Below are 25,746 nucleotides of genomic sequence, written 5' to 3'. Positions count from 1 at the left end.
ATTTTTATTAGCAATATTTTCTAAAAATAGAGGTGAATTCTACTATTTCATAAAGTTCTATTTAAGCTTGCGGAAGGCTTTGTACATTTCTGGCAAACGCTTGTAAATCGCCGAAGCTTTGAGGTAAATGGCGTTGGGAACTGCTGGGCTGCCCGAGACAATTTCTCCCGCAGCGACTTTGTTGTTAATACCTGTCTGAGCCGTGGCGATCGCCCCATCACCGATGACTGCCTGATTCGCGACACCGACTTGACCACCAAGCAATACTTGATTCCCAACCGTTACCCCGCCAGCCAAACCAACTTGCGCTGCCAACGCACAATTTGAACCCACCACAGAACCGTGGGCAACATGCACCAAATTATCCAGTTTGGTATCTGCTTTAATGCGGGTTTCACCGACTGCGGGACGATCAACAGCGGAATTACAGCCAATTTCCACGCCATCTTCGAGCACCACAATGCCCGATTGTTCCATCTTGAACCAGCCCGTCGGACTTGGCACAAACCCAAACCCTTCTGCTCCAATCACTGCGCCACTATGGATCACGCAATTATTACCAATCTTTGCTCGCTCATGAATCGTACAGTTGGCATGGAGTAAACAGTTGTCGCCAATTTCAACATCGGGATAAACTACCGCATTAGGCATGATGGCCGTGCGATCGCCGATCTTCGCATTGGCATAAATCACCACATGAGCACCGATGGCAACCTCTTCTCCCAAAATTGCTGATGGATCGATAATTGCTGTCGGATGAATGCCAGCCATCGGACGGAATGGCTGATAGAAAATTTTAATGACTGCCGCAAATAATAACCGTGGCGCTTTCGTGCTGACCCAAGCAATACCCCGTTCCGTTGCCTGTTGTTGTAAATCTTTATCGTTTGGTAGTACTAAAGCCTTAGCCTCAGTCTTGCCCACCATTGCCGCGAATTTGCCCCCTTCCACATAACTAATCTGGGTGGCGATCGCCTCATCAACCGCAGCAACTCCCGTAATATCGGGATCATCCGCCAAAGAATGATCGATAATGAGATCAGGCGGTAGAGCCTGCAAAATTTCAGAAACGTTCATCGAATTTTTATCCACAGAAAATGAGCATTAGTCTAAAAAAAGGACAAGGAATCTCCCTTAAAAAAGCTGCCCCCAGTCTCAATGCCGGTTTTATCGGTCTCGGCTGGGATGTCAAACAACAGGGCGGGATGGACTTTGACCTCGACGCGTCGATTTTTATGCTGGGAACGAACGGTAAGCTCATATCCGATCAGCACTTTATTTTTTACAATAACTTGACCAGTCCCGATCCCGACAAATCTGTAAAACTAATGGGCGACAATCGTACTGGTGCAGGGGAAGGTGATGACGAAGTTTTAATCGTTGATTTCCGCAAAGTTCCTGCCGATGTGGAATCCATCGTGATTGCAGTATCTATTTATGAAGGTGAAGAACGTAAACAAACCTTTGGCTCAGTCCAAAATGCTTTTGTCCGACTCGTTGATGTCGAAACAAAAAAAGAAGTTTTACGCTATTCCCTAGAACAGCAATTCTCTAATGAAACCGCGCTAATTATGGCGAGTGTGGCCAAGGTTAATGGCGAATGGCAACTCAATGCGATAGGCGATGCTTATCAAGGTGGACTTCAAACCCTCGTTGATCGTTACCAATAAACTGCCATAGCGTCAGACCTTGAAGGCTGATAGTCAAACTACCAATTCCCCAGAAAAACTCGTTGATTTGGCTGAACTCTTCAGTGAAATGACAATGATATAATCTGGGGCCAAAGGTGCTATTTACATTGAAAAACTCTGCGTTTAAAAAATCTAAGAGTTAAACGTAAATATCTATCAGGAGACATTATTTAAATGGCAAAGTCAGATACATCTTGTTCTGTCTATCCCCACTTCAAGGTTCCCGAAGAAAATATAGAAGACTTTTTACAGCTGTGCGAATGCTTCGTTGAGAAGACAAAAAAAGAGAAAAAATGTTTGCACTACAGTTTTAGTATAAATGGCTCGGAAGTCCGATGTCGTGAGTCTTACAGCGATGCAGATGGTGTACTCTTTCACCTCGCTAATGTTGGAGGAATTCTAAACCAAGCTTTGCAAATCTCTGAGTTAGTGCGTGTCGAAGTGCATGGCTCTGAGAGTGAACTAGAAAAGTTAAAAGCACCGCTACAAAATTTTAATGTTCAGTATTTTTCCTTGAAATACGGGTTCCGACATTAAGGTCTAAATCTGCTCAACATATAGTTATTTTGTCTTCTTTTTGTATGAAGATTCTGTGAATAGAACTTCTGATTATGAAAAACTATTCCGGCAGATGAAAGTGATTTTTTCATAAAAAAGGCTCAGGTTAAAAGAATGACCTGAACCTTATACGACAAGAATTTTGATCTAGAGCGATCGCAGGAAGTTAAAGAACTTTGTGAGGAAGCCTTGGAGGTTTTCATTCTCTGCATATTTTTTCTTCGAGAGCAATAAGCCCGTTTTGCTGTTCACTTCCGAGAGCGTGGGGTAAATGTGAATTCCGGTTAGAGCAGACACGGGTAACCTATTTGCCATCGCTAAAACGATTTCTTGAATCAGTTCACCTGCCATCTTTCCCACCATATGTGCTCCAAGGATTTCGCCATTTTTACGGGTGATGATTTTGTTGAAACCAACAGTGGCATCTTCCGCTTGAGCACGATCCACTTCAGCGAAGGGCAGTTTGAGCACAATCACATCGGCATAACGTTTACGAGCTTGTTCCTCAGTCATACCCACTCGCGCTACCTCAGGATCGGTAAAGGTTGCCCAAGGAATCACACGATAATCAATACTTTTCAGGAAAATCGGCAGCGGGTTGAGGGCATTTTGTAGTACTGTAACCGCCTCATAGCCTGCCACATGGGTAAATTGATAGCCGCCGATCACATCGCCACAAGCAAAAATATTGCTATTTGTGGTTTGGAGTTTTTCATTGACATGAATCCCTTTTTTGTCGAAATCAACGCCCGCAGCCTCCAGGTTTAGGGAGTTAACGTTGGGAGTTCGACCTGTGGCAATCAGAATTTCATCAACGATCGCCGCCGCTTGGGAATCATCTTCAGTGAATAAGTGCTTTTTGCCTTTTATCACTTCGACTCGCTTTAGACGTGCTTTTTTGAGAACCTTAAGGTTTTCCCTCGCGAATTGCTGTTCGATCACTTCTGCGGCATCTGGATCTTCTTTTGGCATCAGGCGATCGCGACTGGAGAAGAGAGTTACTTCTGTTCCGAGGCGATGGAACGATTGACCCAATTCACAACCAATTGGCCCTGAACCGATGACGGCGAGAGATTCGGGCTGCTCAGTTAAAGAGAAAACTTGTTCGTTGGTGAGAAAACCTGCTTCTTTGAGACCCTCTACAGGGGGAATCGCTGGACTAGAGCCTGTAGACACCACAAATGCCCGTGCAGTCAGTTTCCTGCCATTAACCTCAAAGGTTTTCGGATCTGTAAATTGTCCGCTACCAAAAATAACTTCTACGCCCAAGCCTTCAAATCTCTCAGGGGAATCGTTAGGCTCAATCGCGGCGATCGCCTTTTTGACATGACCCATCGCTTCTGCAAATTTTATTTCGGGGGGTTGAGTATAAACGCCAACGCGACCACCCTCTTTAACCTCATAGGCAACCCGTGCTGCGTGGATGAGTGATTTACTCGGAACACAGCCATACCAGAGACAATCACCACCAAGCTTATTTTTCTCGACAAGGGCAACTTTCGCCTTGAGCTGAGCTGCGGCACTTGCCACAACCAAACCACCTGAACCGCCGCCAATAATGACGATATCGTAATCTACAGCCACAATGCTTAGCCCCCTCGGACATCTCTACTGATTTCATTGTGCTTAAAAATCATCAGAAGAAAACCCCTAAACGGAGATTCTAAGGAAACTTTCAACTCTTACCTAGCGATCGCTTACATTTTTGCTCATTTGGTTTAGATTTCTCTCAGGTAGCTAGCTTTCCCGACGAATTCATGCGTGTGCTGCTGGAAGACAAACTATCGTCGCTAACTTAAAACTTTCTTGCGAAACCACTTATTTGTCCGTCGCCACCATGAACGTAGGACTTTCCATTGGTCGATGCTATGCAAAATTGTGAATGCAAGGAATATGTAAGCGAACCAAAAATGAAAGCTCCTAGCTAATTCGATTGCGGCATCATTCTGGGGAAATAAGTCGGGTAATACGATGCCAAACAGTTTGACGTTATTGGCTTTAAAGGAGTTGGAAAGGAAAATCCCCGTTACAGGAACTGCCCACATAAAAATGTAGAGGGAAGTGTGTAGGGCGACTTTCTTAAACCATTGACGGGATAACTTGGGGCGATGTTTTGTATACTTGCGCCACCAAACTCGCAGCAGTACTAAAATGCGCCAACTTAGCAGCATTACTGTGACGATACCGATGGATTTGTGGAAATTGTAGAGGGAGCCACGGAAAGAAAGACCTTCGCCAAACTGCACCATAAACCACCCGCCGATAAACAAAATTCCGTAGAGATTCGCCATCCACCAGTGCACAGACATCAAATGCTGAAATGCTGAATTTCGTCGGGGTTTAGAAACTTTAGTCTGAGATTTTGGGGGAGCGGAAGGGGTCGTCATGGCGATTGCTTAAAGGTCTTTTGCTCATCGATTCTCACGCTAACTAATTCACTGGGGCGATCGCCGTCCACCTATAGGAATAGTTTTATCTAAAAATCAACAATCATTGATAAAAGACTATGGGTGAATCTCGCCTGATCAACTTGATTTTTCTATGCCATCGGGGCAAGGTAAAACATTTCCAGAATCCGTACAATGTCGCTAACATCAGTTTCTGAACCTTTTTTTCTATGAGTTTGCGACGTTTTTTCTATGGTTTTCTCGTGGCGGCGATCGCCATTCTCTGTTGGACATTTAACGCTAATGCTCAAATCACAACTAAAGTTTTGGACTACGAAATCGCCGGAGAACCATTTGAAGGCTATGTCGCGCGGAATGAAGGATTTGGTGATGAACAACCAATTGTGATGCTCATTCATGATTGGAATGGTCTAGGTACCTACGAACAAAAACGTGCTGAGATGTTGGCAACTCAAGGCTATACAGTTTTCGCTGCTGATCTCTACGGCAAAGAACTGCGGCCCACTAACGTTGAAGAATCCCGCGCAGCTAGTGGCAAGTTGTACGGCGATCGCCCTCTGATGCAAGAAAGATTATTCGCAGGTTTAGAAGTTGCGAAAGAACTTGAGGGCGTTGACCCAGAGAAAGTTGCAGTAATGGGTTATTGCTTTGGTGGTTCAGCAATATTGGAACTCGCACGCACTGGTGCAGACTTAGATGGATTTATCTCTTTCCATGGTGGACTCGTTTTACCCGAAGGCCAGGATTACAGCAAAACAACTGGCGAAGTCTTAGTGCTCCATGGCACTGCTGATCCAGTTTCTGGAATGGATGAAGTAACAGCCTTGGCAAAAGATTTAACTGAAGCGAATGTCTCTTACAGCATGGAGCTTTATGGGAATGTTCTCCACTCTTTTACACCTTGGGGTTCCAAAGATTACAACGCAAAAGCTGATACTCAATCTTGGGATGAACTACTTACATTCCTAGATCGTATCTTCTAATAACGGAGTATTTTAAAGGTCATATACTTAGGAAATTTTTTTCAATGAGATATTGATTGAGTTCGTCTAAAATTTTCTTCGTCCTCCTCTCCTTGAGGCCATTCATGAGAAGAGACTGAAAAATAATATTGCTCTTTTTCCTGAAAGCACTCAATAAGATAAACTCCACGTTGATTCGGCATTCTAGGAGAGGAAACCTCCCATCCAATAGAGTAACTTTCTTTGGTTGGAGGGTAAGGTAGCGCAATCTGATAAGACTTTAGTTCAATTCCTATTGATGGAATGATTGGGGGTTGACCTTGAAAACTTCCATAGGTGAAAAGATGTTTGACAAAACCATTTTTAGTAATCGTACTTTCACTATCAATATTAGGGTCTGAAAATCGCAATCCTTCAGCTTGCACTAAAAAAATTTGGCGTTGGTGAATTGAGGTATGAATCTATGAGGGTCGAGGGATAGGAACATCCCAGAACTTGAGATAGTGAATCAGCAATCGAATCGAATGCTCTAACATTTCCACAGACTTTGAATAACATAAGGTCTTTCGATGGAGTCGAGCGAGATAATGCCGCAATCGAGTGTTCTCTCCTTCGACTCGAGTCATATAGGTCTTACTGACAATCTGGTCCCCATCGGGTACAAAGATGGGATAAACTTTCCAGCCATCTGTGACGTAAAAGAAGCATCTCCAGAGACTAACGATTGCCCATAGTGGCTTGAATGTCTCTGCACTTCTGTCACCAATAGTCCAAGCAAGAATACCTGGTTGAAAGTGGTCTACTGCTGTCCAGAGCCAGACCTTGTTTTTTTAGCACCGACGAATGTTTGAAGTTCATCGAGTTCCCCGACCTGAGGCATCTCTTCCGGTTCATAAGCATCAGGCAGCAATGCACCGACTTGTTTGACCCAAGTGATGACGGTAGTGTGGTGCACTCCTTTCACCCGTTCAATGGCTCGAAAGCCCATACCGTTGACATACATTTTGAGGCATTCACGTTTGAAGGCATTTGAGTAGCCGAGCTGACTATAGTGGTCGATAAACTGACGACCGCAATCTACACAGATGTGATTCTGTTTGCCTTTTTTCTTTCCGTTCTTACGGATATGAGTAGATTGGCATTCTGGACATTCCATTGAGTCAACAACCTCCATTCATACCTCTATTCTGCAATGCCAAAAATTTGAACGTAAGCATATGATGCTGGCTCAAATGATTTATTAATCACATTCAATCTCAAGTCAACAATAGCAATCGATTTCTGGTGGCTTATTATTCTATGAGGTTGTAACAAATGCTTCGTATTTTCCACGTGAGAGGAAAGAACTAGTCTTGGAGTTTTTTCTCTACTACTAACATCACGGATCTCATACTCTTCCATTGGTAGGGACTGGAAATTATATCTTTTATAAAATCTCTTATCATTAGCTTGATGAGGAGCGCGTGAACTTTGCGGAATATCTACAACATAAATAACTCTATCTGGATTAGATGAAATAATGATTGGATAAATATGAATATTATCGATTTTCCTTTGGATTCTTGAATTAATTACTTGTTCTAGCCACTCCTTTGATATTTCATCAGGATCAACACCTTCATCAATACATTTGGGTAAATGATTTTCTTCTTGGATTCCATAGATGATAGTTCCACCAGCAGAGTTGGCGAAGGCTGAAACATCTTTGCTGATCTCATTCTTCTTCCCATTACTGCTTCCAAGAGATCTAGAATCTTTATAGTCTAAAGTTAGTGATTCTTGGACTTGGTTTTTGATTAACTCTTCTAGTTTTTCTAGTGTCCATTCAGAGTTTGATGACATAGCTCTCCACGATAATTTATGTTCGCACTAGTATTCTTTGCTCTTTAAAAGTTGAAAATATCTAGTTGTTCTGACGCTTTATTGACATCGTATTTTCCATTACTTGCCATCTTTTCTTTGGTGCGAACGCCTTTGCGTAATCCGACTGCGATTTTACTGTGCTTTTCGATTTGAGTCATGACTTGTTTGGCACGGGTGATTACGCTCGTTGGTAGGCCAGCTAAACGTCCTGCTTCAATGCCATAGGATTTGTCTGCGCCACCGGGTTGCACTTTATGTAAAAAGATAATTTCTTCGGGGAGTTCTTTTACTGTTACTTGGAAATTGGAGACGTTTAAAAGGATAGAAGAAAGTTCATTTAGTTCGTGGTAGTGGGTTGCAAATATTGTTTTTGCTTTTACTTCAGTGGCAATATGTTCTGCGACAGCCCAAGCAATAGACAGTCCATCGAAAGTTGCCGTTCCTCGGCCAATTTCATCGAGCAGAATTAGGGATTTTTCGGTGGCGTGATTAAGGATATTCGCGGTTTCATTCATCTCCACCATAAATGTGGATTGACCCGTTGCTAGATCATCCACTGCACCCACCCGCGTAAAGATGCGATCGCAGATCGGAATAGTTGCAGATTTAGCGGGAATAAAACTCCCCACCTGTGCCATGAGCTGAATTAATCCGGTTTGGCGCAGATAACAACTTTTACCGCTGGCATTGGGGCCTGTGAGGATAATTAAATCGGGATTTTTGATATTTTTTGCTTTACCGAGATTCGTGGAATTGGAGACAAATAAGCCCATGCCTAAGGATTTTTCGACGACGGGATGACGGCCTTGTTCAATCTCTAGGTTTTTCGTGGAGCCAATGACTGGACGGCAATAATCTTGGTATACAGCAGTTTCGACAAAGGCAGCCAATACATCAATCGCGGCGATCGCCCCCGCAGCGGCTCGGATAGTATCGGTATGTTCGGCGACTGTGCCCCGCAACTCTGTAAAAATCTCGTATTCCAGCTTGCAGATATCATCCTTTGCCGTGAGAATCCGGCTTTCCCGCTCCTTCAATTCTGGGGTGATATAGCGTTCTTCATTGCTGAGGGTTTGTTTACGCAGATATTCCTCGGGAGCCTGTGCCGACTGCGATCGCGGCATACTAATGTAATAGCCAAAGGTCTTGTTATAACCGACTTTCAGCTTCGAGACTCCTGTCCGTTCTCGCTCCGTAATTTCCAGATTTGCCAGCCATTCCCGGTCTTCCACTTGGCTACGACGCAAATGATCTAGCTCCTCATCTACTCCATCGCGAATGATGCCTCCATCTTTAATATGGATCGGCGGTGAATCGACTAAATAAGTCAGAACATGTTTGCCCAATTTATCGAGGTCGGGCGGGAAATTCTGAACGGCTTGCAAATAGGGAGACTTGGCATCCTCCACAATCTCGGCAAGGTAAGATAATTTTGTGAGGGATTCGGCTAAAGCGTATAAGTCACGGGCATTGGCGCTACCAGACCCAATCCGCCCCGCAATGCGCTCAAGGTCATAAATTTGCTTTAAAACATGGCGCACATCTTGCCGTAAATTAGTGTTTTCGACCAGCTCCTCGATGGTGTCAAAACGCTCGGCGATTGCTTCTGGATCGAGCAATGGTTGCAATAGCCAACGCCGCAAAGCCCGGCCACCCATATTGGTATTAGTGACATCCAACGCCCACAGCAAAGAGCCATAAAGACTGCCGTCGCGGATGGTTTGAGTGATTTCGAGATTACGGCGGGTCTGATGATCTAACTGCAAAAATTCGTTAATGCTATAGGTTTTCAGCGTTTCAAAGGGAACCTTATAAGCTTGCTGCGTTTCCTCCACATAGGACAAAAGTCCCCCCGCAGCCCGCACCGCCAACGGCAATTTTTCGCAGCCCATCCCCTCCAACGAAGATCGCTGGAAGGTCATCAATAATTTCGGTTTCGCTTCATTAATATCGAATTCCCTGGGCGATCGCAGGGCATAACAAAAATCCGATGGCAGGCATTCCGGCAGATGTTGTTTTAAAAGTTTTTGGCGATCGCCGGGACGCATTAAAGTTTGCAGGTCGGGCGCATCAGTGGGATACAAAATCTCTGAAGGTTGCAGACGCAAAAGCTCAATGGTTAACGCTTCGAGATCACTGGCTTGGGTGGTACAAAATTCCCCGGTCGAAATATCCGCATAGGCTAAACCCCAATGCTTTCCTGCCATTACCACCGCCGCCAGATAATTATTTTGCCGTGCCCGCAGCATCCCATCGTCGGTTAGAGTCCCCGGCGTTAAAACCTTTTGAACTTCCCGGCGCACCATCCGTTTTTCCGCGTGGGCCGTGGCTGCATCCTCTACCTGATCACAAATGACAACACCATAACCCTTTTCCACCAGCTGGGTACTGTAACGCTCCAATGCATGATGAGGCACACCTGTCATTGGTACCCGACCAATCCCTTTCCCCGATTCCTTACTCGTGCAAACCAGCTCTAATTCCCGCGACACCGTGATGGCATCAAGGAAAAAGCACTCAAAAAAGTCCCCTACCCGATACAACAAAATCGCATTAGGGTACTTATCCTTCACCTGCGTGTAATGCTGCATCATCGGGGTCAGAAGATTCCGGTCTGGGAGCTTGCGATAATCAGCGTTAGGAATCTCGTCTGCGATGGGTTTGCGGTTGGATGCAGGCATGAAAAAATTCGTCAGGATTCAGCTTAAACAGATATCTATAGTAGCGGCGATCGCCAGTGTTACGATTGCGGAATGATGAATCTTGTAAAGCTCATTCATATCTATTTTTGATTCGAATAGAGATATGCTCGCACCATATAATTTTATTTCCATGTTCCTACCTTGATCGACCTGTTGAGCTAACAGATGAGAGACGCGAACATATTGCAGAGCGGCACCTAGGGACTTTGCCGGAATGTGAAACGCAGCTAAAAGAGGTGATTTCAACTCCAGATTCAATTCATCGTAGTAAATATGATGAGCAGGCTCTGATTTTCTCAAAGTGGTTTGATCGCATGAGTCAGGACGATATTTACTGGCAGTTGTTGTATCGTCTGAACAAGAGCCTCAAAGAAGTTGGATTATTACGGTTTATACTTCGCGCAACATTTGTAAGGGGGAAATGGTGTGGATAAAAGACTGAAGATGAGATATGACAAGATGGGAGATATTTTATATTTTGATACTTGTGCTCCCTATCTAGAGCAAGAAACTGAAGAATTAGAAAATGAGATTATTGCTCGGATGAATCCAGCTTCTGGAGAAATTGAGAATCTCGAAATTTTATTTTTTTCTCGCCGTTCTGAGCAAATGAATCTCCGGGAATTACTAATTCAAGCTGATTTTTAATTGGTTTACTAAGAAAAAATGTAACTAGCTTGGGATTGGCTTATCAACTCTTTTACTTGAATATTTCGAACAATCAAATATGAAAATTGAAGCAAATGATAAAGAAATAAGAGATATCTTTTCATTAGGATATTTTAAAATACCAAGATTTCAAAGGCCTTATTCTTGGGAAGAAGATCAGGTAAGAAGCTTCTGGAATGACATAATACAGGAAGATAACGATCAATATTTTATTGGCTCAATGGTTGTCTATCAAGATAAGAAACCCTATTTTGGTATTGTTGATGGACAGCAAAGATTAACAACTATTACTCTAATATTTTCGGCAATAAGAAACTTGTTCCTTGTGTTAGAAGAAGAGAATTTAGCAAAAGGAATTCATCTTTTTATTGAAAAACCCAATATTGATAATGAAGAAGAGTTTATTCTGAATTCAGAAACATCATTCCCATATCTTCATGACTATATACAAAGCTATAAAGGGTCAAATATTGAATGTAATGTTGGGGCTGAAGAGAAGAATTTAAAGGAAGCATTTGAGTTTATTACTGAGAAATTAAAGGAATTGCTGCCACAATCCATTAAAGAGTCAGTAGTAAGTAATTCAATTCTCTTTGATATAGATAAAAATAGCGCGGTTGAAAAGCTTAAAGATCTTAGAAATAGAATTCTTTCGTTGAAATTAGTGTTTATTCAGCTAGATAATGAAGATGACGCTTACTTGATCTTCGAAACTTTAAATGCCCGTGGAAGAGATCTGACAACTGCTGATTTGGTTAAAAATCATTTACTTAAAAAACTCAAATCAAATAGTGCTTCTTTAGATTCAGCGAAACAAATATGGAACGAAGTAATACTCAGAAAGTTTGATGATGCCGACAAACGTGATTCGTTAAATCCATTTTTATATCATTTTTGGCTATCTAGTAAATCATATACAACTGAAAAGAAGTTGTTTCCTGCTCTTAAAGAAGTTACACGGACAAAAGAAGATGCTCAAACTATTCTTTATGAATTACAGGCAGCTACAGATTTATATTTAAGCATAATCTCTCCTAGTAATCACTTATGGCGTCCAGAAGAAGCCCAGGTGCGGAAGTCTTTAGAAGCATTGAAATTGTTTAATGTCAAACAGCAGCTTCCAATGATTTTATCTTTGATCAAATCTCATAAAGAGGGGAGGATGAGGCTTAAAAGACTCTCTAAGCTTTTATCAAAAATAGAGTTTTTTCACTTTGTTTTTAATGCTGTAACATCTCAACGGTCTTCTGGTGCAATTTCAACACACTACTCAAAGCATGCCATATTACTCAATAATGCTCAAGATAATACTGAAGTTCAGACTACAATCGATAGTCTGTTATCTGGTTTGGAAAGAAAATTACCAAGCTATAGTGAGTTTGAGTCTAGTTTTATAGAACTTAACTACACTTCTAGAAAATCGAAGAGTAAGTCTGTAATTCAATATTCACTACAAAAGTTGCTAGGAGATTATTCCAATGGCTTAGCTGTAGATTACGGCGGTATGAGTATTGAACATCTAGTACCAGAAGTACAAATCAATGAAAATATAGATGAAGAATATATAGGCAATATTGGCAATCTAATCCTCATTGATAAAAAAACAAATAATGAAGAGCTTTCTGATAATTACTTTGAAGTCAAAAAGAAAATTTTGATAGAGAAAAGATATCCATTAGACTCAATTCTAATTGAAAGCAAAGTTTGGAATTCAGAAACAATTAATAAGAGAGCTAAGCTGTTGGCAAAAAAACTTTTTGAAAACAACAAGTTTAAATAGTGAGTCAATGTATACAATTATGTGATGTATTAGTCTGGATTCTTTTTTGAAACTTGTTTTGTTTTGAGTTTATTGAATTCATGTGAGTGCTCACTTGTGTTTAGTCTTCACAATAAAATACCTTCTTGTTGAAGATTACGAGTTAGCGCACTTTGATGGGTGTGATAGTAACCAGTACTCATGAAAAGACGATTGATCAAAACATCATAATCAAGGCATAAATCCGCTACAAATTGACTAGTTTTCTCAATTTCAGCATCAAAGTCAAAGTCATTTTTTAAAACAATGGCCACGTCAATATCTGAATAAAACTTAGCGTCGCCCCTCGCTTGAGAGCCGAACAAAATCACCCTATCGAGGTTGTCTTGATAAAGATCTTGCAGATATTCTTTTAGCTTCTGGGTAGTGATCTTAACGATCGCCCGCTTTTCTTCTAGATTCATGATCTGATCCAAGCTGTTGAGCTAACTCGATACAATATTAAACGCTGATTTAGATTGCCGAGTTTACGATGAGTGATTTTCCTGCTGGCTCAAAAGTGAAAGTGACCCAGATGCCGCCCTATCTGAAAACAGCCGACCCAATGCCGATGTTGCGGCCTGCGGATTTAATTGCGTTGGGAGATGAAGGGGTTGTGTGCGATCGCCGACCGGGAGATTACTGGGCGATTAAATTTGAGCGAGGTTCATTTTTGCTCGAAGAAAAGTATTTTGCCCTAATCGAAGATGATGCAACCGAAACAATGAAACACACATGAACAGCACGACAGTCCAACGTCCTTTCAAACAAGTTCTTCTGAAATGGCTGCTAGTGGGATTGAGCGGCATTTCCGGCATTTATTTTGCCCTCTGTATTTTTTTACTAGTGTGGCAAAATCGCATTATTTTCAAACCAACGAAAACCCTCGAAAATTTTCCGCAAACCTACGAACTCGACCATCATGAATTATGGCTACCCGTAAAAAATGGTGTCGAAATTCATGGTTGGTGGCTACCATCACAGGCAAATGATAACGGCAAAGCACTGCTGTTTTTGCATGGCAATAGTTATAACGTTGGGGAAAATCTGTTCCATGCAAAACGCTTCGTGGACATGGGATTTTCAGTATTATTGATGGACTATCGAGGCTATGGTCTCAGCGGTGGCAGATTTCCACGCGAAAGTAATGTCTACGAAGATGCCCAAGTCATGTACGACTATTTGGTGAAAGAACAGCAGTTTACTGCTGACCAAATTTTTGTCTATGGTCATTCCCTCGGTGGGGCGATCGCCATCGAACTTGTGAGAAATAATCCGGCGGCTGGCTTGATTGCAGAGGGAACCTTTACCTCAATGTCAGACATGGCCACCTATTCCGGTCAGTATTCATTTATGCCTGTGGATTTTTTGCTGCACCAACGTTTTGAATCTCTGAGCAAAATTCCAGAGGTCACCATTCCCACGCTATTCATTCATGGCCTTGAAGATGATGTGATTCCAGCTGAAATGGGTGAAACACTCTATGAATCGGCGATCGCCCCGAAGCAGTTATATCTTGTGCCGGATGCTGGCCATAATGATTTGGCGGAAACTGCTGGTCAATCCTATGACGATGCCATTCTCACCTTTAAACAATTTGCTCTTTCCCAAACATCCACTGCTTTAACACCATAATTCCATGCTCAAAAGCGAAACAGACAAAGATTATACGTAAGACCTGAAAATTTGCTTCTCTTTGCCTGCTCACATTGAAGATTGAATTTTTCTGTCTGTTGTTAAGGAAGTTGACTGAGGGGCACTAAATCACCATGGATTGTAAAACCGAGATGCATCTCGTCGCCTGCTTGGATGAGTTTGCCTGTTAAAACACAGCTTTCATCCTTCTGGGCGATCGCCGGAAACGTCGCGCGAATGTCAGTGGGCGCAAATTTAGGGCGATAATCTCCAGACTTTTGGTTAACATAGTTCCAGAGGATGTCACGAATGAGGGACTGATAACCTTGGCTACCTGATAGCTCCTTGAGTTTTTCCTTCAGGGTGCGCTCCAGACGAATACTCGTCACTTCCATATCCGTGGTTGAAGTTCTGACCTGTGTTGCAGTTCTCATTGAAATTCTCCTCAAAACTAGACTTTTTTGTAGTGCAAGTGTAGTATAACAAATGTAAGGCATTTTCAAGGAGGTAAGACCCTTGTTGTTTCCATCCACCCAACAACCTTCCAAGCAGCCCATGCCGCAGATCGGCGATCGCATGGTGGTGGAGAACGATATGAGTCTCATCCTCGGTCATGAATCGATGACAGCCTTTACGGAAAAGTTTTTTCGAGGTTGGAGATTACCAGAGGGAAACCTGAATCTCGACCAGCGACAGCCGCATTTTAATGAATTTTATGAAATTCAGCCATGTAAATCTTGGATTGCCAGAATTAACCATTCTCTAGACTTTTACCTCAATCTAATCGGCGGAAGGCTCCGACTTATTTTCTGAGCCACTGACCATCACCATTTATTTGGTTTTGATGATTCTTCCGCTTCTTGAATTGAGAGGCGGTTTTTTTATGGCGATCGCCTGACTGAGCTTAGGCGCTGTGGCGAAGAGTGTACCAACCCCGTGGTTGTGCTGTTTATTTGAAATTTTTTGTTTTTATTACATCACCGGAGAGCGTGATCATGTTGAAGTTGATCTACACCGATGAAAGCTTTCGTTTAGAGCGGTTAACCCAGTCCGTAGAAACTTGGATGAAAGACCGTGCTGTTTTTGCATTGCGCACCACCCAAAATTTCTACATGGAACCCAGTAGTGCCTCTTTTCTCGTGTTGAGAGATTTGCCCTTATTGGTGGAATTAGTTCAACTCAAGCAGGACTGTGACGATATTCTCGACATTGCCATCTGCGATGCTGAATATTCTGAGGTCAGTCTCAAAGGACATTGGGTCACTAATGATGAAGGCGATTGCAGCGGTACATTCATTTGTATGCTCGGCGATCGCGCGGAATTGTTACTCGAAACCGTTTGGCAAGTGAGTCAGGATTCTACCCCTGTCCGAGAAGAATGATTGTGTTTAGGGAATTTAAATAATCCTGTTGCACATAAACCTATTCCTACAGGGATAGGTTTTTTCTTTGGGGAAATGACGGTTATGCTGAGTGCTGGCAATGGTTCAACAACAGGAGAAGATCTAATGCGCTTAAAAATTTGTGGTTTAACGCGAGTGGATCAAGCGGTGGCGATCGCCGAAATGGGTGCAACTGATATCGGTTTTATCTGCGTTAAAAAATCTCCTCGATATATCACCCCTGAAAACATCAAACCCATTGCTCAAACCCTCCCCGAAAACGTTGGGAAAGTTGGAGTCTTTGCGAATCAAAGTCCTGAGGAAATTGCAGACATTGCCAAAGCGTCTCACCTGAGCACTGTCCAGCTCCATAGTGATGAATCTCCTGAATTTTGTCAGCAAGTTCGAAAACTCCTGCCCAATCTCGAAATCATTAAGGCTCTAAGGGTGCGCGATCGCCAAACCCTCATTGCAGCTAAAGATTATGAAACCGTTGTTGATGCGCTATTACTTGATGCCTATCATCCAGAACAGTTAGGCGGAACTGGACACACCATTAACTGGGAAGATTTGCAGACATTCCGACCCAGTATTCCTTGGCTCTTGGCTGGGGGTCTAAAACCCGACAATATCCAGCAAGCCCTAACGCAGTTACAACCCGATGGCATTGATTTATCTAGCGGTGTAGAGGACTCACCTGGTCAAAAAAATCTTCAGAAAGTCGCGATGCTGATCGAACAACTCGCAGCCTTACAAGCTTGAAGTTTGTCATCTAAAAATCTTGAAAATCTGGAATCGTCTCTTAAGTATTGTTATTTGAAAAATTGATTTCTAAATAACGATACTTAAGTAAAAGAACTGCATAAATATCTAATGAAATGAGAGTGTATTTTTCAATAAAAAATTGAAGAAATATATTTCAGGAATAAATAAACAATTCTTTACTCAGTATCCTGTTCTAAGTCTAAATTTAGTTCAAAACACTTACAGATATTGAGATGTAGACCCGGAAGAAATTAAATCCTTTGTCAAAGCTTTATCTAAAAAATACTGCTTTAAAGATTGAGTGAAGTTCGCTCTAAACGTGCCTAAAAATACGGTGAATAGAGATATGCTTACAAATAAGGAACGCAAGTTTACGTAGATATTTTTGTCTGTCTTTGATATCTTTTTGTGCTTTTCTCAGGTGTGCATAGGTAGTCTTTATTCGGGTCTAAGAAATGTCATTATCAGTAGTGCCAGCGCAACCGCAACAGTTTCAGCAGAGCATTAAGCTACATGCAGCTCTTCCCCTTGGTCAACTACTCGTCCAAGCGGGTCTAGTATCAGAAGATCAGGTCCAATTAGCATTGCAGAACCAGTCAATTCCGGGATATGAAGATTTTCGGATTGGGGAGATTTTGGCATTGCGAGGCTGGATTAAGCAAGAAACCTGTGACTTTTTTGCCATTCGCTGGAATAACATTCTTCAAAGTCTAAAGATTAAAAATAAGCAGAAAAAGATTGGTTATTATTTGCTCGAAGCTGGTCTCTTAACCGAAGAGCAGGTGACTAGCATTTTGAGAATTCAGCAGAAAAATAAAAAGCTTTTTGGGCAAATTGCCGTCACCCAAGGTTATTTAAAGCAGCAAACGGTTGACTTTTTCGTGAAATATTTATCGTCCGCAAAGCGGAATGAGATTGTGAGAGATGATTCACTTGAACGGGCAGAACGTTATTTCAAATTGAGAGATTTACAAGGGGCGATGCTGGAGTTGCGGGAAGTGCTCCGCCGTGATGGCAATAATGGCATGGCTCATGCTTGGTTAACGCGTATTTATTTGGAGCAGGGTCAAGAAAGTTTGGCAAAGGTTCATCTAAAACAGGCGATCGCCCTATCTCCAAACCAGAAGTTTGTGAAAGACACAAAGAAACAGTTTTTTGCTGCGGCACTTCCTTCAACCTCAAAATTGCGGACTGAGGCGAAATCTGCCCAAAGAGGGTCTTGGCTCCGCTTTGGCTAAGGAGTAGTTTGCGTCGAGAAAGGTAATGGGGCGATCGCCAACTGAAAGGGTTTTGCAGAGGCTTGGTGTTGGTGCCGCGTGAAAAGCATTCATTTGAAATAGCAACCGGATACAATAGCAACCAGATCAATTGCGCCCCTGCCGAAAAACTTTGTTTGAACAAGAACGTCTTCTTTTTGACCCTGTTACCCCCCAGCAAAATGCGATTCCTTTAGTCTTTGCGTTTCCCAATACCTACACTGTTGGGATTACAAGCTTGGGCTATCAATTGGTGTGGGCGAAGTTTAGTCAGCGGTCTGATGTGGATGTACGGCGCTTATTTACGGATTTCAATGAGAAATTGCCGTCATCGCCCGAAATTGTCGGGTTTTCATTTTCATGGGAACTAGACTACACAAATTTATTTGACCTTCTCGAAAAGCTAAATATTCCACTGCGAGCATCGGCTCGAAAAGATCATCACCCAATTATTTTTGGGGGCGGTTCGGTACTCAGTGCGAATCCTGAACCCTATGCCGATTTTTTTGATGTGATTCTCCTCGGGGATGGCGAAAATCTTTTAGATGAGTTTATCGATGCTTATCAAGATATTCGTGGTGGCGATCGCCTTGCGAAGTTAAAACGTCTGGCGCAGGTAGAGGGAATTTATGTGCCCAGCCTGTATGACGTGACCTATCGATCACCCACAGCAGAAATTGAAAGTATCGAACCAAAACTCACTGATGTACCCGCTGCCGTTTATAAGCAAACCTATCGCGGCAATGTGCTGTCGACTTCGACCGTTGTTACCGAAAAAGCAGCCTGGGAAAATATTTATATGGTGGAGGTTGTACGGAGCTGCCCGGAAATGTGTCGCTTTTGCCTTGCTAGTTATGTCACCTTGCCGTTTCGGGTGGCAAATCTCGAAAAATCTTTAATACCAGCGATTGAACGAGGTCTGAAAGTAACGGATCGCCTTGGACTTTTAGGAGCTTCAGTTACCCAGCACCCCGAGTTTGAAAGTTTATTAGATTACTTATCGCAGCCGCAATATTCAGATGTTCGCCTCAGCATTGCGTCGGTGCGGACAAATACGGTGACGGAAAAATTAGCGAAAACTCTGGCAGCACGAGATACTCGCTCGATTACGATCGCCGTGGAAAGTGGCTCAGAGCGCTTACGGGAAATCGTAAATAAAAAACTCACGGATGACGAAATTACAACAGCAGCAGTCAATGCGAAGGCGGGTGGCCTAAAAGCGATTAAATTTTATGGGATGGCCGGAATTCCGGGTGAGGAACAGACAGATATTGATGCAACTATCGACATGATGTTGACCGCGAAAAAGGCTGCTCCTGGCCTGAGATTGACCCTTGGATGCAGCACTTTTGTGCCGAAAGCCCATACGCCTTTTCAATGGTTTGGAGTGAATAAAGCGGCAAAAAAACGTCTGCAATTGCTCCAGAAAAAGTTACGATCGCAGGGCATTGAGTTTCGTCCAGAAAGTTATAATTGGTCGGTCATTCAGGCTTTGTTATCGCGAGGCGATCGCCGCCTCTCTAGACTCCTCGAACTAACCCGAGAATATGGCGATACCTTGGGGAGTTATAAACGCGCTTTTAAAGATCTCAAAGGCCAAATTCCACCGCTAGATTTTTATGTTCATCAGCAATGGGAAACCGACCAAGTTTTACCTTGGCAACATCTCCACACAGCGATTCCAAAAGCGACGATTCTCAAACATCTGGAAGAATCTGGCGCTTTACCCGAAAAAATTTCCTAAAGCTTAAAGCTCGAATAGATCGGTGATCGCCTGTTTCGGATCAGGTTGCTTGACGAGAGATTCACCGACTAGTACTGCTTTTGCACCAGCTTCCCGCACCATCATGAGGTCAATGGGACTGTGAATACCAGATTCACTAACGACCCGCGCCCCTTTCGCCTTCAGCTCAGCACTCCGGGTTTCCATCAACATCGTTGTGGTTTCGATATTGACGGAAAAATCTTCGAGGTTACGGTTATTAATGCCAATCAGATTCACACCATCAACTGCCAAAACTCGGTCTAATTCTTCCGCTGTATGCACTTCAACGAGGGCTGTCATCCCTAGACTGCGGGTGATTTTGACGTAGTATTCGAGGTCTTGGTCAGACAAGATCGCAGCAATTAGGAGCACTGCGTCAGCACCAAAGCTACGGGCTTTAAAAATTTGGTAGGGATAGATGATGAATTCTTTGCAGAGAAGCGGTAGATCAACGGCTTCTCGGACTAGTTTGAGATTGTCAAAGCTGCCTTGAAAGAATTTCTGATCGGTTAAAACAGACAAACAGCTTGCACCACCTGCTTCGTAGGCTTTGGCGATCGCTACTGGGTCGAAATCTTCGCGAATCACTCCTTTACTGGGAGAGGCTTTTTTGACCTCGGCGATAAGGGCTGGATTGTTTTTACCGTTTACGAGAGCAGATAAAAAATCCTTTGCAGGTGGCAGAGTGTTTACTAGTTTACGGAGTTGCAGTAGAGGCATCTTGTCGCGCATCTGCTCAACTTCAAGCTCTTTGTGCCAAACGATTTCTTCGAGAATATGCTGGGGTTTCGCATCCGGCAGAGCCACTTGGTATTGCAAAATACTGACATTGATGGGGCGACTGGGGTGTTGACGGCGGATTTGGACAGACATAATTTCTCTAATGATTAAAAAGCAACCCGATGAGGGCTGCTAAAGTCGATAAAAATTTGTTTGCTAATTTTTTGATGTAAGTGGCTCTGATCAAACAACAGACAAAATCAGGTGGAGCGGTTTACTATTCGCCACGCATGTTACTGAGTTGGTTGAGTGCAGCAGCACCAATGTTGAAGATTGCCCAAGATGCAGCGATCGCTAAAGGAGCCAATACAATAACAATACGAAAGTCCATGATCTTTCCCTCTTAATCTTAAAAAGTAATAGTTGTAAAAAGTCATTTAATTTTACATTAATAAGCGATTCCGTCATCTTTTCTAAGGATGAGAACGGTGCAGAACCTGGATTGGGGCGGCGATCGCCAAATTTTCGGGTCTAGACGCCCCAAGTCTGGGGGAATCATGTAGGGTAGATGGGAAGAATTTCGGTACTTTCGAGATAAACGACGGCATGGTGGCACTACAGCATTGGTTTACGCTTCTGATCGCGCAGTGGCTTGTTTCTTTGCCGTGGCTCATGGTTGGGGTGGCTGTTTCGAGCGGATTATTTTTATTTGCGCCGCGTCGTCGTTGGGAAAAGTTTCTTCCCCAAAATCCTTGGTGGCAACTGCTCTACGGCTGTGGACTGGGGTTTTTACTACCGATTGGTCAATGTGGTTTATGGCCCGTGGTGCGGCGCTTGCTCTGGCAATCTGGGTCATCGAGTTTGGCGATCGCCTTCTGGCTGACATCTGTCTCACTAAATCCCATATTGATGTTCATGTTGTGGCGGGCATTCCCTGAGAATGGCGAGGTTTTTCTTTTTGATCTTGGGATTAGCTTTGGGATTGTCGTGATTATCAGTTGTATTTTTGCGACCCAAAAGCAAATGATTTCGCGGGAACAGACTGAATCTTCCGTCTCTTTATTTAGGTATCCAGCGATCGCCCGCCCTAGTCTTTACCCTGTGGCGATCGCCCCTATCCAGACAGACAGCTTAACCACGTCGAAATTAACAATCCTGCCTGTGAGTCGTAAATCTCGGATATCGATGGGATTTTATGTTTATATGCGTGAGCTCTTGGAATGGTCAGTGTGGCTACTACTCGGTTGTGCGATCGCCGCAGGATTCCAACTTTGGATATTGCCGCAGGTGACATCAAATGTGAATCCTTGGTCTGTGCTGCTGGCGGGTTTTGCGAGTCCTCAAGGTTTCGGACAACATTTTCAATTGGCGAGTCAATGGCTTTTGCGGGGTAATGCAGGCCATAGTTTAGGCTTTCTGCTGGGTAGTACTTTTGTGAGCTGTACAAGCCTTTGCCTCATGATTAATACTTTTCGTCCTAAGGCATTGATGTATCTCGTACTGTTGCTCTCTCTCTTGGCGATCACCCTAGACCTCTGGCTAAATTTCTACGTTTTTTAAAAGTTGAAACCTGTCGAGTTGACGAGAGTGATTGCTCCCTAAGCCCAAAGAAAAATCACTAAACTAAAAAAACAAAAAATCCAGTGATACTCTAGGATGCAGAGGCTAAACATTCGTTTTGACAGACTTGAAACAGCTAAAAAGTCATACATATAAAAAGGTGAAAATGCTGTTTGAAAACATATCTGTCAGCCAAAATCAAAATTCCGAATAGAAATTCGCGGTTTTCCAGATTGTCTGAGGGAGTACTTGCTAAATTGGCGTTTTTTGCGCCGCTTGTCTCCGATTAATTTTGAAACTAAGAGAGAGAATCGCCAGAGTTTCAAGCATGGGTTGATTTTGTCAGCAACTCTCTAACATACATTCGTTTATCAACTGCACATTTTTAAGCCCACTGACTGTGGGCTTTTTTTGTTGTTTTTTGATTATGGCGATCGCCACTGAATACTAAGCATTCTCTAAAAACTAATTGATATCAATCTTGGATTTTCTCAATAAGCTTTGGAGTTCTTTCGTTTAAAAATGTTCTTTAAAATATGAGAGTTTTAAGAGAGTAATGTTAAACGCCAATTGCGCAGTAGCTCAATACTTCCATTCACTCTAAATTTCGCAAACAGTGCCATGCTCAAGTCCACCATGTGTTTTGATTTAGAGACGACCTTCGTCCTGCGATGAAACCGAGCAAACCAATGGCGATTGTCTGAGTTGTTTCTCTCAATTGCTATTGTCTCTTTCTTGCTAATGACATGAAAAGCATCTGGGTGATTCTCTAATAGCTGTTGATAGGGTTTCCAATTATCGGTGCAATAGACAGTGATTTGCCATTGCGAGAACCGCTCTAGTAAATGACCTAAAGTTCGACTATCACGACTTCCCAATTCCCAGTCAATGAGTCGCCCAGTATTACGGTCATATGCTTTCCAGACCCAAAGTTTGTTTTTTTCTCTTGGATAAAATGCCATAGCTCATCTAGCTCCACCACGACAGCAGACTCAGGAGTGGGCTTTTCATAATTGGCTTCACCGAAATCTCTTACCCAATTGAGCACTGATTGAGCTGATACACCGAGAATCTTGGCTGTCGCATTCATGGACATACCACTCATATACATCAATACAGCTTCTAATTTCATCCAGAGAGGCTTGCCCCGCTCTTTAGAAAAGCTTGTAAATTGATAATTGCACTGCTTACACTTAAATCGTTGACGATTTTTAGCGAATCCACTTTTGATGATGTCTTGAGCATTACATTGGGGACAGTGAATTGTCATAGCGAGACTTCCAAGGAAACGACTCACTCCATTTTGCTATAGCATTACTTACTTGAAAATCTCAGAAAATATAAGTATTCGTGATCTCATAAGCTAGGAAAAAGTTATGGTTGCAATCCGTTGGGTTTGGGGTCTGCTGGGGAGTGCCATGCTCTTTGCTGGAACAGAGATGGCAACTGCCCAAGAACTCCGAGAAATACCAATTTTCTTTGCTCAAACAACTCCACAAACTGAAGCTGATCGTCTTTACGATGAAGGCATGTCATTTTTTGAGCAGGGCATTACAAATTATCAAGCGGCTCTCGAAAAATGGGAAGTAGCTCTAGATATTTATCAACAGCAACAAAACCATGAAAAAATAGCTTTGACAAATCTTGCCTTGGGTTTTGTTCATAACAGTCTGGGAAAGAAACAAGAGTCTCTTGATTACTACGAATTTGCTCTCATGGCTTATCGAAAAATAAAAGATATCGATGAGGAAGCAAAAACTCTCGATAATATCGGTTGGTCTTACAACGACCTAGGGGAAAAACAATTAGCTTTAACTTATCACCAACAAGCTTTAGCTTTACGAGAGTCTTTGGAAGATTTATCTGGTGAAGCATTAACTCTAAATAGAATTGGATTGATCTATAGTGATTTAGGAGAAAAACAGCAAGCCCTCGATTATTACCAACAAGCTTTACCTTTATCGCAGGCAGTGGGCGATCGCAGCGGAGAAGCCACTACCCTCAATAATATTGGCGCAGTCTACGATGATTTAGGGGAAAAACAGCAAGCCCTCGATTTCTATCAGCAAGCACTACCCTTGTCACGGGCGGTGGGCGATCGCACTGGGGAAGCAACGGCTCTCAATAATATTGGTCTGGTTTATGATGCTTTGGGAGAAAAACAACAAGCTCTCGACTATTACCAACAAGCTTTACCCTTAAGACGAGTGGTTGGTGATCGTACGGGAGAAGCAATTACCCTCAGTAATATTGGTTTGGTTTACGATGCTTTAGGAGAAAAACAGCAAGCTCTCGACTATTATCAACAAGTTTTACCTTTATTCCGAGCGGTGGGTGATAGTGCGGGAGAAGCAACAAGCCTCAATAACATCGGAGTGATTTATTCTGAATCTTGGGAAAAAACAGCTTGCTCTCGATTACTATCAACAGGCACTCAACCTCGCACAAAAAGTTAAGGATCAGACTACTGAAGCACGTCTTCTCAATAATATTGGTCACGTGTATAGCGATTTAGAAGACCAATCGATTGCTCTCAACTATTTCCAAAAAGCTTTACCTCTCTGGCGAGCAGTAGGTAATCGAAATGGAGAAGCATTTACTCTCAATAATCTTGGTAGAGTTCATAGTTTCTTAAATAAACAAGATCAGGTACTTGACTACTATCAGCAATCTCTAGCTCTCAGAAGAGAAGTTGATGACAGGAATGGCGAGGCAATCACTCTAAAAAATATTGGGTTCTTGTTTGAGGATTTGAATGAATCAGAACTGGCTATCATTTTTTATAAACAGTCTGTCAATGTCTATGAAACCCTCCGTGATGATATCAAAGGACTAGACCGAGGAATTCAAGAAACCTATCTCAGCAAAATCCAAGATACTTACCGAAGCCTTGCGAATGTACTGCTTGAACAAGACCGCATCCTTGAAGCCCAGCGCGTCCTCGATTTACTGAAAGTCCAAGAGCTTGATGACTACTTAAACAATGTGCGCGGCAATGATGATACGGAAACAGAGATTGCCAACCGCACCGCCGAAAGCGTCATTATCGATGGCTACAATGTCTTGCTAGATGATGCGATTCAAGTTGGTCAAACCTTGGCAGAACTCAGTCAAATTGCACCAGGCAATCGCACCACAGAACAACGCGAGCAAATCAAAACCCTACGCCAAGCCAGAGAGCAGATTGTTCTCGAAATCTCTGAATTTTTTGAGAGCGAACCCGTCCAAGCCGAACTTGCCAAACTCCAACGCAACACCGATGGCGAAAGCATTGACCTCGATCTCTATGCCAAAAACCTACGGGATGACCTCGCACAACTCGATAATGCCGTTATTCTTTATCCCCTTGTCTTGGACGATCGCCTCGAACTAATTGTTATCTCTGCCACTGCGCCACCATTTCGTCGCACTGTTCCCCTAAGTCGCATCGAGCTAAACCAAGCTATTCTCAACTATTGTAACGCCCTGACTGTCCCCCAACTCCGCCAAAATCTTGGTGCTGTCCAAACTGCTTCAAAAACACTCTATGACGCATTAATCGCACCCATCGCTACCGATTTAGAAAACTTAGGCACAAAAAATATTATTTACGCGCCTGATGGACAATTGCGATATGTTCCCTTGTCCGCGCTTTACGACGGCAAACAATGGCTCATCGAGAACTACAACATCAATAACATCACTGCCGTTAGCCTCACCAACTTTACCGACAAACCCCGTGGCGAACTCGCTGTTCTCGCCGGAGCTTTTACCGATACGGAAAGTACCGTTACCGTCGGCAAGCGAAATTTCCCCTTTGACTCTCTTCCCCATGCCCAACCAGAAGTGGAAAGCATCGCCAAAACTATATCCGCCACGACAACCCGCCTTGGCAAAGATTTTAATGCAGACATCCGTTTTGAGGTGGAAGATTACAATGTCGTTCACCTTGCGACCCACGCCAAATTTGTTAGCGGCACACCCGAAGAATCCTTCATTCTCTTCAATAACCAAGAAAAACAAACCCTAAAAG

Annotated in this window: 26 protein-coding genes and 1 pseudogene; 15 read left to right on the top strand and 12 right to left on the bottom strand. The window is 43.0% G+C overall.

Annotated elements, in window-relative coordinates:
• Positions 1-57: 57 nt before the first annotated feature.
• Entirely contained in the window at positions 58-1,077 is a 1,020-nt protein-coding gene (gene lpxD, locus LEPTO7376_RS04965) for a UDP-3-O-(3-hydroxymyristoyl)glucosamine N-acyltransferase (protein ID WP_015133131.1), read from the bottom strand.
• A gap of 20 nt (positions 1,078-1,097) precedes the next feature.
• On the opposite strand from lpxD, the gene LEPTO7376_RS04960 reads away from it, so the two are divergent.
• Both LEPTO7376_RS04960 and LEPTO7376_RS04955 read left to right on the top strand, forming a co-directional pair.
• Complete coding sequence (locus LEPTO7376_RS04960) at positions 1,098-1,670, top strand: TerD family protein (protein WP_015133130.1); 573 nt, start codon at positions 1,098-1,100, stop codon at positions 1,668-1,670.
• Between the two features lie 195 nt (positions 1,671-1,865).
• The gene (locus LEPTO7376_RS04955) at positions 1,866-2,228 is read left to right on the top strand and encodes a putative quinol monooxygenase (RefSeq protein ID WP_015133129.1); all 363 of its coding nucleotides are present in this window, start codon (positions 1,866-1,868) and stop codon (positions 2,226-2,228) included.
• 168 nt (positions 2,229-2,396) lie between these two features.
• On the opposite strand, the gene LEPTO7376_RS04950 is transcribed toward LEPTO7376_RS04955, so the two are convergent.
• Positions 2,397-3,833, bottom strand: a complete 1,437-nt coding sequence (locus LEPTO7376_RS04950; RefSeq protein ID WP_015133128.1) for an NAD(P)/FAD-dependent oxidoreductase — start codon at positions 3,831-3,833, stop codon at positions 2,397-2,399.
• A gap of 206 nt (positions 3,834-4,039) precedes the next feature.
• Positions 4,040-4,636: a cytochrome b gene (locus LEPTO7376_RS04945; protein WP_015133127.1), complete on the bottom strand. Its 597-nt coding sequence runs from the start codon at positions 4,634-4,636 to the stop codon at positions 4,040-4,042.
• 230 nt (positions 4,637-4,866) lie between these two features.
• Here LEPTO7376_RS04945 and LEPTO7376_RS04940 point away from each other — a divergent pair, with 230 nt between their 5' ends.
• The gene (locus LEPTO7376_RS04940; RefSeq protein ID WP_015133126.1) at positions 4,867-5,640 is read left to right on the top strand and encodes a dienelactone hydrolase family protein; all 774 of its coding nucleotides are present in this window, start codon (positions 4,867-4,869) and stop codon (positions 5,638-5,640) included.
• 41 nt (positions 5,641-5,681) lie between these two features.
• Here LEPTO7376_RS04940 and LEPTO7376_RS04935 read toward each other — a convergent pair whose 3' ends face one another.
• The 4 genes from LEPTO7376_RS04935 to mutS all read right to left on the bottom strand — a co-directional run bounded on the left by LEPTO7376_RS04935 (position 5,682) and on the right by mutS (position 10,163).
• Positions 5,682-6,044: a hypothetical protein gene (locus LEPTO7376_RS04935; protein ID WP_015133125.1), complete on the bottom strand. Its 363-nt coding sequence runs from the start codon at positions 6,042-6,044 to the stop codon at positions 5,682-5,684.
• A gap of 36 nt (positions 6,045-6,080) precedes the next feature.
• Positions 6,081-6,775 (bottom strand): IS1 family transposase gene (locus LEPTO7376_RS24430; RefSeq protein ID WP_015132314.1). Its coding sequence is split into 2 segments (ribosomal slippage): positions 6,081-6,451 and positions 6,451-6,775, totalling 696 coding nucleotides; the frame shifts between segments, so codons are not numbered across the junction.
• A gap of 26 nt (positions 6,776-6,801) precedes the next feature.
• Positions 6,802-7,461, bottom strand: a complete 660-nt coding sequence (locus LEPTO7376_RS04925) for a helix-turn-helix domain-containing protein (RefSeq protein ID WP_015133124.1) — start codon at positions 7,459-7,461, stop codon at positions 6,802-6,804.
• 44 nt (positions 7,462-7,505) lie between these two features.
• Complete coding sequence (mutS, locus tag LEPTO7376_RS04920; RefSeq protein ID WP_015133123.1) at positions 7,506-10,163, bottom strand: DNA mismatch repair protein MutS; 2,658 nt, start codon at positions 10,161-10,163, stop codon at positions 7,506-7,508.
• Positions 10,164-10,628: 465 nt separating this feature from the next.
• Here mutS and LEPTO7376_RS04910 point away from each other — a divergent pair, with 465 nt between their 5' ends.
• Entirely contained in the window at positions 10,629-10,832 is a 204-nt protein-coding gene (locus LEPTO7376_RS04910) for a DUF2283 domain-containing protein (protein ID WP_264309024.1), read from the top strand.
• A 79-nt stretch (positions 10,833-10,911) separates the two neighbouring features.
• Positions 10,912-12,633 carry a DUF262 domain-containing protein gene (locus tag LEPTO7376_RS04905; protein WP_015133121.1) on the top strand — a complete coding sequence of 574 codons (1,722 nt, stop codon included), beginning with the start codon at positions 10,912-10,914 and terminating at the stop codon, positions 12,631-12,633.
• 107 nt (positions 12,634-12,740) lie between these two features.
• Here the strand turns inward: LEPTO7376_RS04905 and LEPTO7376_RS04900 are convergent, their stop codons facing one another.
• Positions 12,741-13,076 (bottom strand): nucleotidyltransferase domain-containing protein, encoded by a 336-nt coding sequence (locus LEPTO7376_RS04900; RefSeq protein ID WP_015133120.1) that lies wholly within the window; start codon positions 13,074-13,076, stop codon positions 12,741-12,743.
• A gap of 68 nt (positions 13,077-13,144) precedes the next feature.
• Here LEPTO7376_RS04900 and sipA point away from each other — a divergent pair, with 68 nt between their 5' ends.
• Together sipA and LEPTO7376_RS04890 are read left to right on the top strand one after the other, a co-directional pair.
• Positions 13,145-13,390 (top strand): regulatory protein SipA, encoded by a 246-nt coding sequence (sipA, locus tag LEPTO7376_RS04895; RefSeq protein ID WP_015133119.1) that lies wholly within the window; start codon positions 13,145-13,147, stop codon positions 13,388-13,390.
• Positions 13,387-14,286, top strand: coding sequence for an alpha/beta hydrolase (locus LEPTO7376_RS04890; RefSeq protein ID WP_015133118.1), 900 nt, complete (start codon positions 13,387-13,389; stop codon positions 14,284-14,286). Before sipA ends, LEPTO7376_RS04890 begins: the two co-directional genes overlap by 4 nt.
• Before the next feature lie 101 nt (positions 14,287-14,387).
• On the opposite strand, the gene LEPTO7376_RS04885 is transcribed toward LEPTO7376_RS04890, so the two are convergent.
• Entirely contained in the window at positions 14,388-14,720 is a 333-nt protein-coding gene (locus LEPTO7376_RS04885; protein WP_015133117.1) for a ribbon-helix-helix domain-containing protein, read from the bottom strand.
• Positions 14,721-14,802: 82 nt separating this feature from the next.
• Here LEPTO7376_RS04885 and LEPTO7376_RS04880 point away from each other — a divergent pair, with 82 nt between their 5' ends.
• The 5 genes from LEPTO7376_RS04880 to LEPTO7376_RS04860 all read left to right on the top strand — a co-directional run bounded on the left by LEPTO7376_RS04880 (position 14,803) and on the right by LEPTO7376_RS04860 (position 19,433).
• Positions 14,803-15,099 (top strand): hypothetical protein, encoded by a 297-nt coding sequence (locus LEPTO7376_RS04880; protein WP_160148382.1) that lies wholly within the window; start codon positions 14,803-14,805, stop codon positions 15,097-15,099.
• A gap of 182 nt (positions 15,100-15,281) precedes the next feature.
• On the top strand, positions 15,282-15,668 hold the full coding sequence (locus LEPTO7376_RS04875) for an alr0857 family protein (RefSeq protein WP_015133115.1): 387 nt from the start codon (positions 15,282-15,284) through the stop codon (positions 15,666-15,668).
• Between the two features lie 126 nt (positions 15,669-15,794).
• A complete protein-coding gene (locus LEPTO7376_RS04870; RefSeq protein WP_015133114.1) occupies positions 15,795-16,430 on the top strand; it encodes a phosphoribosylanthranilate isomerase in 636 nt (211 codons plus the stop codon).
• A gap of 458 nt (positions 16,431-16,888) precedes the next feature.
• A complete protein-coding gene (locus LEPTO7376_RS23220; RefSeq protein ID WP_015133113.1) occupies positions 16,889-17,671 on the top strand; it encodes a hypothetical protein in 783 nt (260 codons plus the stop codon).
• Positions 17,672-17,822: 151 nt separating this feature from the next.
• Complete coding sequence (locus LEPTO7376_RS04860; protein ID WP_015133112.1) at positions 17,823-19,433, top strand: radical SAM protein; 1,611 nt, start codon at positions 17,823-17,825, stop codon at positions 19,431-19,433.
• Between the two features lie 3 nt (positions 19,434-19,436).
• On the opposite strand, the gene trpC is transcribed toward LEPTO7376_RS04860, so the two are convergent.
• On the bottom strand, positions 19,437-20,327 hold the full coding sequence (gene trpC, locus LEPTO7376_RS04855; protein WP_015133111.1) for an indole-3-glycerol phosphate synthase TrpC: 891 nt from the start codon (positions 20,325-20,327) through the stop codon (positions 19,437-19,439).
• A gap of 124 nt (positions 20,328-20,451) precedes the next feature.
• Complete coding sequence (locus tag LEPTO7376_RS04850; RefSeq protein ID WP_015133110.1) at positions 20,452-20,565, bottom strand: photosystem II protein Y; 114 nt, start codon at positions 20,563-20,565, stop codon at positions 20,452-20,454.
• A 215-nt stretch (positions 20,566-20,780) separates the two neighbouring features.
• Here LEPTO7376_RS04850 and LEPTO7376_RS04845 point away from each other — a divergent pair, with 215 nt between their 5' ends.
• Entirely contained in the window at positions 20,781-21,734 is a 954-nt protein-coding gene (locus tag LEPTO7376_RS04845; RefSeq protein ID WP_015133109.1) for a permease, read from the top strand.
• Positions 21,735-22,279: 545 nt separating this feature from the next.
• Here the strand turns inward: LEPTO7376_RS04845 and LEPTO7376_RS25600 are convergent.
• A protein-coding gene (locus LEPTO7376_RS25600; RefSeq protein WP_315861542.1) for an IS1 family transposase occupies positions 22,280-23,004 on the bottom strand; the annotation gives its coding sequence in 2 pieces (ribosomal slippage) (positions 22,280-22,680 and positions 22,680-23,004; 726 coding nt in all).
• A gap of 106 nt (positions 23,005-23,110) precedes the next feature.
• Here LEPTO7376_RS25600 and LEPTO7376_RS04835 point away from each other — a divergent pair.
• Together LEPTO7376_RS04835 and LEPTO7376_RS28275 are read left to right on the top strand one after the other, a co-directional pair.
• Positions 23,111-24,190, top strand: coding sequence for a tetratricopeptide repeat protein (locus tag LEPTO7376_RS04835; protein ID WP_051188720.1), 1,080 nt, complete (start codon positions 23,111-23,113; stop codon positions 24,188-24,190).
• A pseudogene (locus LEPTO7376_RS28275) lies at positions 24,117-25,742 on the top strand (CHAT domain-containing protein); the annotation flags it as partial. The gene LEPTO7376_RS04835 and the pseudogene LEPTO7376_RS28275, both read left to right, overlap by 74 nt.
• Between the last annotated feature and the right edge of the window lie 4 nt (positions 25,743-25,746).

This window comes from [Leptolyngbya] sp. PCC 7376 (genome assembly GCF_000316605.1).
In the GTDB taxonomy this organism is placed as follows: Bacteria; Cyanobacteriota; Cyanobacteriia; order Cyanobacteriales; family MRBY01; genus MRBY01.
Note: the sequence above shows the minus strand (reverse complement) of the source record. Positions and strands in the feature narration are given on the sequence as shown.